This window comes from Pseudomonas mohnii (genome assembly GCF_900105115.1).
GTDB lineage: Bacteria > Pseudomonadota > Gammaproteobacteria > Pseudomonadales > Pseudomonadaceae > Aquipseudomonas > Aquipseudomonas mohnii.
Genome location: NZ_FNRV01000001.1, coordinates 1,455,200 through 1,468,508, shown reverse-complemented (window position 1 = coordinate 1,468,508; position 13,309 = coordinate 1,455,200). Strand labels below are relative to the sequence as shown.

The 13,309-nt window shown below is 59.7% G+C and carries 9 protein-coding genes; 5 read left to right on the top strand and 4 right to left on the bottom strand.

Annotated elements, in window-relative coordinates; all coding sequences use genetic code 11:
- Positions 1 to 104: 104 nt before the first annotated feature.
- A complete protein-coding gene (locus tag BLV61_RS06910; RefSeq protein WP_090463781.1) occupies positions 105 to 1,514 on the bottom strand; it encodes an MATE family efflux transporter in 1,410 nt (469 codons plus the stop codon).
- Positions 1,515 to 1,739: 225 nt separating this feature from the next.
- On the opposite strand from BLV61_RS06910, the gene pdxB reads away from it, so the two are divergent.
- A complete protein-coding gene (gene pdxB / locus BLV61_RS06905) occupies positions 1,740 to 2,882 on the top strand; it encodes a 4-phosphoerythronate dehydrogenase PdxB (RefSeq protein ID WP_090469797.1) in 1,143 nt (380 codons plus the stop codon).
- Positions 2,883 to 3,034: 152 nt separating this feature from the next.
- Here the strand turns inward: pdxB and BLV61_RS06900 are convergent, their stop codons facing one another.
- Entirely contained in the window at positions 3,035 to 3,214 is a 180-nt protein-coding gene (locus BLV61_RS06900) for a PA1571 family protein (RefSeq protein ID WP_047531384.1), read from the bottom strand.
- Positions 3,215 to 3,460: 246 nt separating this feature from the next.
- Between BLV61_RS06900 and BLV61_RS06895 the strand changes: the two genes are divergently transcribed.
- Positions 3,461 to 5,242 (top strand): ABC transporter transmembrane domain-containing protein, encoded by a 1,782-nt coding sequence (locus BLV61_RS06895; protein WP_167361785.1) that lies wholly within the window; start codon positions 3,461 to 3,463, stop codon positions 5,240 to 5,242.
- A 77-nt stretch (positions 5,243 to 5,319) separates the two neighbouring features.
- On the opposite strand, the gene BLV61_RS06890 is transcribed toward BLV61_RS06895, so the two are convergent.
- On the bottom strand, positions 5,320 to 7,248 hold the full coding sequence (locus BLV61_RS06890) for a transglycosylase SLT domain-containing protein (RefSeq protein WP_090463775.1): 1,929 nt from the start codon (positions 7,246 to 7,248) through the stop codon (positions 5,320 to 5,322).
- A 214-nt stretch (positions 7,249 to 7,462) separates the two neighbouring features.
- On the opposite strand from BLV61_RS06890, the gene BLV61_RS06885 reads away from it, so the two are divergent.
- Positions 7,463 to 9,382, top strand: coding sequence for an ATP-binding cassette domain-containing protein (locus BLV61_RS06885; RefSeq protein ID WP_047531378.1), 1,920 nt, complete (start codon positions 7,463 to 7,465; stop codon positions 9,380 to 9,382).
- 183 nt (positions 9,383 to 9,565) lie between these two features.
- Here the strand turns inward: BLV61_RS06885 and BLV61_RS06880 are convergent, their stop codons facing one another.
- Positions 9,566 to 10,006 carry a universal stress protein gene (locus BLV61_RS06880; RefSeq protein ID WP_047531376.1) on the bottom strand — a complete coding sequence of 147 codons (441 nt, stop codon included), beginning with the start codon at positions 10,004 to 10,006 and terminating at the stop codon, positions 9,566 to 9,568.
- A 103-nt stretch (positions 10,007 to 10,109) separates the two neighbouring features.
- Between BLV61_RS06880 and BLV61_RS06875 the strand changes: the two genes are divergently transcribed.
- Both BLV61_RS06875 and fadB read left to right on the top strand, forming a co-directional pair.
- On the top strand, positions 10,110 to 10,547 hold the full coding sequence (locus BLV61_RS06875) for a hypothetical protein (RefSeq protein WP_047531374.1): 438 nt from the start codon (positions 10,110 to 10,112) through the stop codon (positions 10,545 to 10,547).
- Between the two features lie 594 nt (positions 10,548 to 11,141).
- A complete protein-coding gene (fadB, locus tag BLV61_RS06870; RefSeq protein ID WP_047531373.1) occupies positions 11,142 to 13,289 on the top strand; it encodes a fatty acid oxidation complex subunit alpha FadB in 2,148 nt (715 codons plus the stop codon).
- Positions 13,290 to 13,309: the final 20 nt, after the last annotated feature.

Below are 13,309 nucleotides of genomic sequence, written 5' to 3'. Positions count from 1 at the left end.
GCCCCGCTCGCGATGGACGTTAACGTTAACGCGCATTTGCTGGATAAGCGCGGTGCCCTTCATGTCCATCGTCAAATCGCCCAGCTCGCTCCTACAGCATTGGGTCAACCCAGCGAATGACTGATACGAATCCGCTTGCGCGCACTGCGTGTCAGGCGGATCGACAGCATCAGCGCCGCACAGCTCAAGCCCACGATCAAGCCCTGCCATAGCCCGCTCGGGCCACTCGGTGCGCCGAACCAATCGGTCAGGCCAAGGACGTAACCCACCGGCAAACCAATGCCCCAATACGCGAACAGCGTCAGGATCATCGTTACCCGGGTGTCCTGATAACCGCGCAGCGCACCGGCCGCCGTGACCTGTATCGCATCGGAAAACTGGAACAGTGCCGAGTAGACAATCAGCATCGCCGCGACGTTGACTACCGTCGGGTCGGCGGTGTAGATCGTTGCGATGTGCTCGCGCAGCAACAGCATCATGCTCGCCGACAAACAGGCGTAAGCCAGGGCCGTGCCCATGCCGACCCCGGCGGCGAAGCGTGCTTCGCGCGGCTCCTGACGGCCCAGCGCTTGGCCGACCCGTACCGTCACAGCCATGCCGAGGGAGTAGGGGATCATGAACACCAGCGAGCTGAAGTTCAGGGCGATCTGATGCCCGGCGACCACGGTGGCGCCGAGGCTGCCGATCAGCAGGGCGATCACGGCAAAGATACTCGACTCGGCGAACACCGCGATGCCGATAGGCAGGCCGATACCCAGCAAGCGCTTGATCACCGACCATTGCGGCCAGTCGAAACGGCTGAACAGTTCACTCGACTGGTACGCCGGCGCCCAGCGCTCCCAACCGGCCATGCCCAGCGCCATGACCCACATCACGATCGCCGTGGCCCAACCGCAGCCGACGCCACCCATGGCCGGGACACCGAAGTGGCCATAAATGAAGATGTAGTTCAGAGGAATATTCAGCGCCAGCCCGCACAGACCCAGCACCATCGCCGGGCGGGTACGGCCCAGGCCATCGCTGAAACAGCGCAGCACATGGTAAATGGCGACGGCAGGCAAGCCGCTGGCGATGCCATGCAGATACTGCATGCACGGGCCAATCAGTTCGGGGTCGACCTTCATGACCCGCAAAACCGGTTCGGCACTGAACAGAATGCCGGTCGCCATCAACCCCACCACCAGCGCCAGCCACAGCGCCTGACGCACGATCGGGCCGATTTCGCTGTGGGTGCCGGCGCCGAAACGCTGGGCGACTTTCGGCGTGGTGGCCAGCAAAGTACCGGTCATCAGCAGGAACACCGGCACCCAGATCGAATTACCGAGTGCCACGGCGGCCAGGTCACGCGGACCGACCCGCCCGGCCATCACGGCATCGACGAACCCCATGGCCGTGGTCGCCAGTTGCGCGATCATGATCGGCAGCGCCAGGGCGAGCAGGTTTTTCAGCTCAAGGCGAACCCGGGCCGGGCGATTGAGGGGTGTTGCGGTGGGACGGTCAGTCACAGAATTCAAGGGTAAAACGTCCAGAAGGTATTGATGCGCAGGCGCGCATTCTACGCGTTGACGTAACGGTCAGGAAAAGACCTGTGTTACCGATTTGTAATCGAGCTCTTGAATGAATCCTCATGCTCCCTCGCCACAGGAAATATGCAGTCCTTCATATCCAGGATGCACAATGCACGCTGGCTCACCACCCGCCTCTACGCCTACACTGCCGATCCGCCTAAGGAGCCTGCCATGCTGATTGTTGCCGACGAAAATATCCCCCTGCTCGATGCTTTCTTTGCAAGTTTCGGTGAAATCCGCCGGGTGCCAGGACGTTCCATCGACCGTGCCACCGTCGAACAGGCCGATGTGTTGCTGGTGCGCTCGGTGACCAACGTCAACCGCGCGTTGCTCGAAGGCAGCAAGGTGCGTTTTGTCGGTACCTGCACCATTGGCACCGATCACCTGGATCTGGATTATTTTCAACAAGCCGGGATCACCTGGTCCAGCGCGCCGGGTTGCAACGCCCGTGGCGTGGTCGACTACGTGCTCGGCAGTCTGTTGACCCTGGCTGAAATCGAAGGCGTCGATCTGACTCGGCGAACTTACGGTGTGGTCGGCGCCGGTGAAGTGGGCGGACGTTTGGTCAAGGTCCTGCAAGGGCTGGGCTGGAAGGTACTGGTCTGCGATCCGCCGCGCCACGCCGCCGAAGGGGGCGATTACGTCAGCCTGGAGCAGATCATCGAACAGTGCGATGTCATCAGCCTGCACACACCGCTGACCAAGCAGGGTGCTCATTCCACCTGGCATTTGTTCGATCAAAAGCACCTGAACCGACTCAAGCCCGGCACCTGGCTGATCAATGCCAGTCGTGGTCCAGTGGTGGATAACAGCGCCCTGCGCCAGGTGCTGTTGCAACGTGAAGACCTGCAAGCGGTGCTCGATGTCTGGGAGGGTGAGCCGGAGGTCGATGTGGCACTGGCCGAACTCTGTGTGCTGGCCACGCCGCACATTGCCGGTTACAGCCTGGATGGCAAACAGCGCGGAACGGCGCAGATCTACCAGGCGTATTGCGATTTTCTCGGACAAACGGCCGAGGTCAGCCTGAGCGATTTGCTGCCGGCGCCATGGTTGTCCGAAGCGACCTTGAGCGCTGAAAGCGATCCGGCCTGGGCATTGGCGATGTTGTGCCGCGGCGTGTACGACCCGCGCCGTGACGACGCGGATTTCCGCCGCAGCCTGGTCGGCAGCGTGAGCGAGCAACGTGCGGCGTTCGATGCTTTGCGCAAAAATTATCCATCGCGACGTGAGATTGATGGGTTGAAAGTGCGCATTGAAGGGGATTCGCCGGCGTTGCGGCAGATCGTAGCGGCGTTGGGCGCGTCGGCCCTCTGAAAACCGAGTAGGGCCGATCGAGGGCAAGCCACGTTCCCACAGGTCATGCGGCAACATGGGCGTCGCATTGATTGCGTGGGGAGCAGCACTCTCAAAAAGCCGCATAAAAAACCCGGCCAACAGGGGCCGGGTCAAAGAAGACGGTGGCTATATCACTTTTGTTCGGCAGGCTTGACCAATCGCTTTTCCAGCTCACGGCACGCGGCCTGGATCATGTCTTCAGTGATCGGTACTTCGCGGCCATCGGCATCGATTATCGAGCAACCCAGAGACTGGTTTGGCTGTGTGCGGATTACTTGAATCTTGTCATTTCTGCTGTTTTGCAAGGACATGGCCTGTCTCCTCTTCAGGTGTGTGCTTACTGTAGAACCGCCAGGTGACCAGGCTGTGACAGCTCCCTGCGATCTTTACACGGCGGCAAGCCCAGTCCACCAGAAATGGCGCGAGGTTGCCACCCGAACCTTAGACCAATAGCGTCTAGCGCCTAGTAGCGGCGGTCATAATTAACCTGACTCATTGTGATTTACCAGGTTCCATCCCATTTGGCCGGACTAGGCTGACCTTATTAACCGTTCTGGATGATGCCAATGCTTTCTGTTCGTCACCGTCGTGCGATTCGCCTGGCCAGTCGTTTCATCGCGCCTTATCGCTGGCACGCGTTCGGTGCCTTGCTCGCGTTGATCGTCACGGCGGGTATCACGTTGTCCATGGGGCAGGGCATTCGCCTGCTGGTGGATCAGGGCTTCATGACCCAATCACCGCACTTGCTCAATCAGTCCATCGGCCTGTTCATGTTGCTGGTGTTCGGCCTGGCGGTCGGGACCTTTGCGCGTTTTTATCTGGTGTCGTGGATCGGCGAACGTTGTGTCGCCGACATCCGCCGTCAGGTATTCAACCACTTGATTTACCTGCATCCCGGGTTCTACGAAAACAACCGCAGCTCTGAAATCCAGTCGCGGTTGACCGCCGATACGACGTTGCTGCAATCGGTAATCGGCTCTTCTTTGTCACTTTTTCTACGCAATCTACTGATGGTCATCGGCGGGATCGTCCTGCTGTTTGTGACCAACCCCAAACTCACCAGTATCGTCGTCGTCGCTTTGCCTCTGGTGATCGCGCCGATCCTGATTTTCGGTCGCCGGGTACGCAACCTGTCGCGTTTGAGTCAGGACCGGATTGCCGATATCGGCAGTTATGTCTCGGAAACCCTGGGGCAGATCAAAACCGTGCAGGCCTACAACCACCAGTCTCAGGACGAGCGACGTTTTGCCTTGACCGTGGAAGAAGCGTTCGACACGGCACGCAAGCGTATTTTCCAGCGGGCCTGGTTGATCACATTGGTGATCGTGTTGGTGCTGGGCGCAGTCGGCGTCATGCTGTGGGTCGGTGGCATGGACGTCATTGCCGGGCGAATTTCTGCCGGCGAGCTGGCGGCCTTTGTCTTCTATAGCCTGATCGTCGGCAGTGCATTCGGCACCCTGAGCGAAGTGATTGGCGAGTTGCAGCGCGCGGCGGGCGCAGCCGAGCGGATCGCCGAGTTGCTGCGTTCGGAAAACATCATCCAGCCACCCGGCACCGATCGGGTGACCTTGCCGGAGCGGGTGAAGGGGGATCTGGTGCTGCGAGATGTGCGGTTTTCCTACCCCTCGCGTCCCGAAAGCTATGCCGTCGACGGTCTGAACCTGACCATCAACGCGGGTGAAACCCTGGCACTGGTCGGGCCATCGGGGGCTGGCAAATCGACGGTATATGACCTGCTGCTGCGCTTTTACGACCCCGCCGAAGGCTCCATCCTGCTCGAAGGCGTGCCGCTGACCCGGCTCGATCCGCTGGACCTGCGTCGTTGCTTTGCCCTCGTCTCGCAAACGCCGGCGCTGTTTTTCGGCAGCATCGAAGAGAACATCCGCTATGGGAAGCCGACGGCAACGCTGAGCGAGGTTCAGGAGGCGGCGAAAGTCGCCTATGCCCACGACTTTATCGAAGCCATGCCCCAGGGTTACCAGACCCACCTGGGGGACGGTGGCCTTGGATTGTCCGGCGGCCAGCGCCAGCGCCTGGCAATTGCCCGCGCCCTGCTGGTCGACGCGCCAATCCTGCTGCTCGACGAAGCCACCAGCGCCCTCGATGCCCAAAGCGAACACCTGATCCAGCAAGCCCTGCCAACGCTGATGAAAAATCGCACCACCCTGGTCATCGCCCATCGCCTGGCCACGGTGAAAAACGCCGACCGGATCGCTGTGATGGATCAGGGGAAACTGGTCGCGGTGGGCACGCATCAGGAGTTGATTGCCAGTAATGCGTTGTATGCGCGGCTGGCGGCATTGCAGTTCAGTGATGGCAAGGCACTGGTCGAGCTCTAGGGGCTGGCTTGCCAGCGAAAGCGGTGCATCACGTGCACCGCGTTTCGCCATTCGTCAGTACGTCGACTCCCACACGATCATTGATCGTCGAAGTACCGCTCGTGCCAATCCACCAACGGTTGCGGTGAGTTGAGTTTCTGGCCGTAGATCACCGAATAAGACAGCACGTTCTGTACATACTGACGGGTTTCGTCGAAGGGGATGCTTTCCACCCACACGTCGAAACTCAGGTGGTCGGCGCCGCGCAGCCACTGGCGTACACGGCCGGGGCCGGCGTTGTAGGCGGCGGAGGCGAGGACGCGGTTGCCGTTGAATTGACTGTGGACCTGGCTCAGGTACGCGGCACCGAGCTGGATGTTCTTGTCCGGCTCCAGCAACTGCTGCGGCGAGGCAAAGGGAATGCTGAACTTGCGCGCGGTTTCCTTGGCGGTGCCGGGCATCAGTTGCATCAAGCCCGACGCGCCGACACCGGAGCGGGCATCGTCCATGAAGGCGCTTTCCTGGCGAGTGATGGCGAATACCCAGCTCGAATGCAGGCCACGGTTTCTGGCTTCACGCACCAGGGATTCGCGGTGCGCCATCGGGAAGCGGATGTCCAGGTCGTCCCAATACTGAGCCTGACTGATTGTACGGATCGCCGGGAAATACCATTTCAGGTCATAGGCCAGTTTGGCCTGGGCAACCATTTCCTCGCGACTGAAGTGGCGGCTGACGTGGTACCACTCGCGACGACCGTCGACAATCTGCCCGCGGGCGTGAAACTCCAGGGCTCGGCGAATGCCGGGGGTGTTGCGCACTTTATTGATCGTCGCCTGGCTCAGCACCAGCGGTTTGTTGACCAGTGAATAGGGCGACTGCGAACGATCGGCGGCGAGGAAACCATAAAAGTCGCGTTCGCGGGCGAGGGTTTTATAGAGCGTCTGCGCTTCAGGGTTCTGCGGTTGTGCCAGTTCCAGGCTGCGGGCCTGCCAGTAGCGCCAGCGGTTGGTGGTGGCCAGGTCTTGCGGCAGGCGACGGGTCAGTTGATAGGCGTCGTCCCAGCGGGCCAGGCGCAGCAGCAGGCGCAAGCGCCATTCGGAAACGGTGTTGTCCCGCAGTTCGGGGTCGTACTTGGTCATCACGTCCAGCGCGCGACTGTCGAAGCGGCGCGCGAGCGTCAGGCCGATTTCACGGGCAATCGCCACTTTTTCGTCACGGGAAAAGTGCATGCTGCTGGCATAGCCATCGAGCAGTTCCATGGCCTTGTCCGGATCCTGGCGGGCGAGGCGGCGCAGGCCAAGGCTGACGATGTCCGACATCGGTTCGTCGGCTGGCGTGAAACGCGACGGCTGATTGAGCAGCTCGGGCTTTTGCGCCACATCGATCAACAGGCGACCGCGAGGGGCGAGGGTGGTCAGGCCGTTGGCCAGGCTGCTGGCCAGCGGGTAGTTGCGCGACTGGGCGGCAAGCTTGGCGCGCTCCCAGCGTTTTTGCTCGGTCAACTGACCTTCGGCGGCCCACATGCCGAACAGTGCGTCGCAGGCGGCCGGCAGGGATTTGCCTGTCAGCCAGAGTTTGTTGGTGTTGGCGTAACCTTCGGACTTGAGGTTATGGCTGATCTGATACTGCGCATTCAGGCAGTCCAGTTCGGTGAAGTTCATCTTCGGGTCGTAATATTTGACGAACGTCTGCCAATCGCCGCGATCGGCCATCCAGCGCAGCCAACGCAATTTCATCCAGTTGGCTTGTGGCAGGTCGCCATGTTCGGCGAGGAATTTTTCAATTTCGTCATTGCTCGCGGTTTTCAGGCGCGCGGTCAGTTCGTCATAGGCCAGGTAGGGTTCCAGCGGGTAATCGCTGAGGGCCTGGCTGTAGCGGAAATAAGGACCGCTATCGCCCTTGGCCAGGGCACGTTTGGCTTCGTCGTAATATTGGCGCTGGGTAGACAGGTCTACCGCCTGGGCGGAATTAACGGCAGCGGCAGACAGTAAAAGACATGAAAAAAGCTTGAAAATGCGACTGCGCATGGGACATCCGGGCAGAGAAATCATGAACAAGTGCAGACAATGCCAACACTTAATTAACTGTAGCTTAGCCTTTTGCCAGCAGGGGACGAAAGCTTTGCCCACCTGTCTGTATAAGTTCGCAACATTTGTTGTGCAGAGTGCTTCGACAGTGAAATTGCCGGCCTTCTGAGGCCTCAAGTCAGGTAGAATGCGCGCCCGGTTTTTGGAGAAGCTCATGACCCTGCTCAAATTCAGCGATGTGTCCCTTGCTTTCGGCGCTATGCCGTTGTTGGACAAGGTGTCCTGGCAGATCGCCCGTGGAGAGCGGGTGTGCATCATCGGCCGCAACGGCACTGGCAAGTCCAGCATGATGAAGCTCGTCAAGGGCGACCAGAAGCCCGATGACGGCTCCGTTTGGCGCGCACCCGGGCTCAAGATCGGCGAATTGCCGCAAGAATTGCCGGTAGCCGACGAGCGGACCGTGTTCGACGTGGTGGCCGAAGGCCTGGACGGCGTGGGCGCATTGCTCGCCGAATATCACCACCTGAGCCAGAACATCGTCACTGACGCCGACCTGGACAAGCTGATGCACGTCCAGCACGATCTCGAGGCCCGCGACGGCTGGCGTCTGCAGACCCTGGTCGACAGCACCCTCAGTCGTCTGCAATTGCCCGCCGACAAGACCCTCGCCGAGTTGTCCGGCGGCTGGCGTCGTCGCGTGCTGCTGGCCCAGGCACTGGTTTCCGAACCTGACCTGCTGCTGCTCGACGAACCGACCAACCACCTGGACATCGGCGCGATCGCCTGGCTCGAAGAAGCGCTCAAGGACTTCCAGGGCGCCGTGCTGTTCATCACGCACGACCGTTCTTTCCTGCAAAACCTTGCAACCCGCATCCTCGAACTCGATCGCGGCGGCTTGATCGACTGGAACGGCGACTACGCCAGTTTCCTCGTGCACAAAGAGGCTGAGCTGGCCGCCGAGGCGACCGCCAACGCGCTGTTCGACAAGCGTCTGGCTCAGGAAGAAGTGTGGATTCGCCAGGGCATCAAGGCTCGTCGTACCCGTAACGAAGGTCGCGTGCGCGCCCTGAAGGCGTTGCGTGTCGAGCGCAGCGAACGTCGTGAGCGTACCGGCAAGGCCAATATCCAGTTGGAAACGGCCGACAAGTCCGGCAAGCAGGTGATGGTCCTCGAAAATGTGAGCTTCGCTCACCCGGGCGGCCCGTTCCTGATCAAGGACTTCTCGATGGTGCTGCAACGCGGCGACCGCATCGGTCTGCTGGGTGCCAACGGTACCGGTAAGACCACGCTGCTGAAACTGATGCTCAGCGGCTTGCAGCCCACCAGCGGCAAGGTGGAAGAAGGCACGAAGATCGATGTCGCCTATTTCGACCAGTTGCGCCATCAACTGGACCTGGAAAAAACCGTGATCGATAACGTCGCTGAAGGTCGCGACTTCATCGACATCGACGGCCAGAGCCGCCATGTCCTGAGCTACCTCGGCGACTTCCTGTTCAGCCCGCAGCGTGCCCGTACGCCGGTCAAGGCGCTGTCCGGTGGTGAGCGTGCCCGTCTGTTGCTGGCCAAACTGTTCAGCAAGCCGGCGAACCTGCTGGTCCTCGACGAGCCGACCAACGACCTCGACGTCGAAACCCTCGAACTGCTGGAAGAGGTCTTGCTGACCTTCAACGGCACCGTGCTGATGGTCAGCCACGACCGGGCATTCCTCGATAACGTGGTGACCAGCACCCTGGTCTTCGAAGGTGAAGGCAAGGTTCGCGAATACGTCGGTGGTTATCAGGACTGGCTGCGTCAGGGCGGCTCGCCGCGCCTGTTGGGCGTGACCGAGAGCAAATCCGGCAAGGCCGACCTGAACTCCGCCGTCGTCAAAGCCGAACCTGCGCCCGTCGCGGTGGCGGTCGAAGCGCCGGTGGCGAAGAAAAAGCTCAGCTACAAATTGCAGCGTGAGCTGGAAGCTTTGCCGGGGCAGATCGAAGCCATGGAGCAGCAGATCGCTACCGTCGAGGCGCAGATGGCTGATGCTGGTTTCTACCTGCGTCCGGCCGCTGAAACCGCTGCGGTGATCGCTCAATTGGCGCAGTTGCAGGCTGAACTCGACGTGATGGTCGAGCGTTGGGCCGAGCTGGATGCCTGATTGATCCTGCAATGAAAAAGCCCGGCTTCATTCGCGTGAACGCCGGGCTTTTCATATGCCGTGCTGAATATCCCGTAGGAGTGAGCATGCTCGCGATGAATCCGGGAGCTCCGCGGGGTGTCAGGCTTCTCGCGTTACCGTTGACGACCCTCGCGAGCGAGCTTGCTCCTACAGGGGGTGTTGTCAGCTTTTGTTTTGCAGGCGCACCGCCAGCACATCGCAAGGCGCACCGTGCAGTACATCGTTGGCGGTTGAGCCCAGCAGCAGTGCCAGGCCGTGTCGCCCGTGACTGCCGACCACGATGATGTCGCACCCTTGCTCCTTGGCCAGGTGGTGAATTTCCTGGCGTGGCTGGCCGTAGGTCAGGTGGCTGTACTCCCTGGACAGCTCCGGGTATTTCACGATCAACCGGTCAAGACGCTCTTTGGCCTGATCGAATTGCTGTTGTTGCAGTTGTGACAGGTCCATCGGCACGTCACCGCCAAAGGCCATGGCCATCGGCTCGACAATGTGTACCAGGGACAATTTCGCACTATTGCTCACTGCCAGTTCGCGAGCACGGTGGATTACAGGGTCGCACTCTTCGGTTAGGTCTACAGCGACCAGAATATGGTGGTAGGGCATGAGGTGCTCTCCTGAGGGTTGCAATATTGATAAGTATGGCTGGTTTCAAGCGTATTGGTTTCAAAGCGACTGAATACGCTCATCAAGAATCGGGAGTACAGATATGACGGTCTGGATAGTGGTGTCAATCCTGCTGGTGGTACTCAGTCCGCTGGCATGGTTGCGACCGTCTCGCCACCAGAGTGGCCGCATGGCGCTGCGGATGGAGGCGCGACGCATCGGGTTGGCGATGCAGCTGGCGCCGCAGGAATGGCCGCACTGGCTTGGCCAGGAGCCGCCCAACCCTTGTGCGCAGTACCACAGACCGCGGCGTGGCAATAAACCGGCGTGCTGGAGTTACTGGCAGAAATCACCGGGTGTCTGGGTGAATCAGTGGCAGGAAGTCTGTGAGGATCGGTCACTGCTCAATCATTTCGAAAAATTGCCAGACAATGTCTACAAGGTCGAGGCCGATAAACAAATGATCGCCCTGTATTGGGGCGAGAAGGGCGAAGCCGAGGTATTGCAACAAATCGATGCCACCCTCAAAGCTCTGGCCTGAAACACAATCCATGCAGCAGCGAGCCTGCTCGCGATGAACCTGAGAGCGCCACGGGGTGTCAGGTGCATTGCTGGCAACCCGGCTCCCACAGGTTTTTATGCAGGCAATAAAAAGCCCGACAACATCATCGGGCGGGTTGGCCAGGCAGGCCGGTAAATTCGGTGTGGGCTGATCTTACGCTGGGCGTTCGCCAAAAGCGTTCAAATTTTTCTCCTGAGTCTCGCCAGCGTAGCTCGTTAAACGCGGGCTGCCGCGAATTAGGGCGACTTTTCTAATGATTGATCCTATGAATGACTTCACATGCTTCGGCGTGTTGAAGGTCTTCGCAGTACGGAAATGACCGGAAAGTCGCGTTTCAACCCCCTGTTTCGGGCGATTGACAATTGTCGGAAATTCCGTGAAGGTGACGTACCCAAATCAAACGGGCGTATGAATTGAGCGTTTGTATTTCAGATCGCTCCTACAGAATCCCGACTATCGCGTTGGCGGGTGTGTCGGGTGGATAGGCGTAGCATCGACGTTTAACGTCCCTGCCGAGCCATTCGCCTGCGTCCGACGTGTACTGTTCAGCTTCCATATCGTGGAGATCAGTTGATGATTTACGAAGGTAAAGCCATCACGGTTAAGGCTCTTGAAAGTGGCATCGTCGAACTGAAATTCGACCTCAAGGGTGAGTCCGTCAACAAGTTCAACCGTCTAACCCTGAACGAACTGCGTCAGGCCGTAGACACCATCAAGGCAGATGCTTCGATCAAGGGTGTGATCGTCAGCAGTGGCAAGGACGTCTTCATCGTCGGCGCCGACATCACCGAATTTGTCGACAACTTCAAGCTGCCGGATGCAGAGCTTGTTGCTGGCAACCTCGAAGCCAACAAGATTTTCAGCGATTTCGAAGACCTCAACGTCCCGACCGTCGCCGCGATCAACGGCATCGCTCTGGGTGGCGGTCTGGAAATGTGCCTGGCAGCGGACTACCGCGTCATGTCCACCAAGGCCAAGATCGGTTTGCCTGAAGTCAAACTGGGCATCTACCCGGGCTTCGGCGGTACCGTTCGCCTGCCGCGCCTGATCGGTGCCGACAACGCCATCGAGTGGATCGCCGCCGGCAAGGAAAACCGTCCGGAAGACGCGCTGAAAGTCGGTGCCGTCGATGCCGTGGTGGCTCCTGAAAAACTGCAGGAAGCTGCGCTGGAACTGATCAAGCGCGCCATTTCCGGCGAATTCGATTACAAGGCCAAGCGCCAGCCGAAGCTGGAAAAACTGAAGCTGAACGCGATCGAGCAAATGATGGCTTTCGAAACCGCCAAAGGTTTCGTGGCGGGTCAGGCTGGCCCGAACTACCCGGCGCCGGTCGAAGCGATCAAGACCATCCAGAAAGCCGCGAACTTCGGTCGCGACAAGGCTCTGGAAGTCGAAGCGGCCGGTTTCGTGAAGCTGGCCAAGACCTCTGCTGCGCAGAGCTTGATCGGCCTGTTCCTGAACGATCAGGAGCTGAAGAAAAAGGCCAAGGCCTACGACGAAATCGCCAAGGACGTGAAGCAGGCTGCCGTACTCGGCGCCGGCATCATGGGTGGCGGTATCGCCTATCAGTCGGCGTCCAAAGGCACGCCGATCCTGATGAAGGACATCAACGAGCACGGTATCGAGCAGGGGCTGGCCGAAGCCGCCAAGCTGCTGGTTGGCCGCGTTGAGAAAGGCCGCATGACCGCCGCGAAAATGGCTGAAGTGCTCAACGGCATTCGTCCGACCCTGTCTTACGGTGACTTCGGTCACGTTGACCTGGTGGTTGAAGCGGTCGTCGAGAACCCGAAGGTCAAGCAAGCCGTTCTGGCTGAAGTCGAAGACCAGGTCAAAGAGGACACCATCCTCGCCTCGAACACCTCGACCATTTCCATCAGCCTGTTGGCCAAGGCCCTCAAGCGTCCGGAAAACTTCGTCGGCATGCACTTCTTCAACCCGGTGCACATGATGCCGCTGGTCGAAGTGATCCGTGGCGAGAAGTCCAGCGAGCTGGCCGTTGCCACCACCGTTGCCTACGCCAAGAAAATGGGCAAGAACCCGATCGTGGTCAACGACTGCCCGGGCTTCCTGGTCAACCGTGTCCTGTTCCCGTACTTTGGCGGTTTCGCCAAGTTGGTCAGCGCCGGTGTGGACTTCGTCCGTATCGACAAGGTCATGGAAAAATTCGGCTGGCCTATGGGCCCGGCCTACCTCATGGACGTGGTCGGCATCGACACCGGCCACCACGGCCGTGATGTGATGGCTGAAGGTTTCCCGGACCGCATGAAAGACGACCGTCGTTCGGCCGTTGACGTGCTTTACGAAGCCAAGCGCCTGGGCCAGAAGAACGGCAAGGGCTTCTACGCCTACGAGACCGACAAGAAGGGCAAGCAGAAGAAGGTCGCCGATCCGTCGGTCCTGGAAGTGCTCAAGCCAATCGTGTTTGAACAGCGCGAAGTCACCGACGAAGACATCATCAACTGGATGATGATCCCGCTGTGCCTGGAAACCGTGCGTTGCCTGGAAGACGGCATCGTCGAAACCGCTGCCGAAGCCGACATGGGTCTGGTCTACGGTATTGGTTTCCCTCCATTCCGTGGCGGTGCGCTGCGCTATATCGATTCGATCGGTGTTGCAGCGTTCGTTGCCCTGGCTGACCAGTACGCTGATTTGGGCGCGCTGTACCACCCGACCGCGAAGCTGCGCGAAATGGCCAAAAACGGCCAGAGCTTTTTCGGTTAAGCGCCCCCAACTAGAGTGAG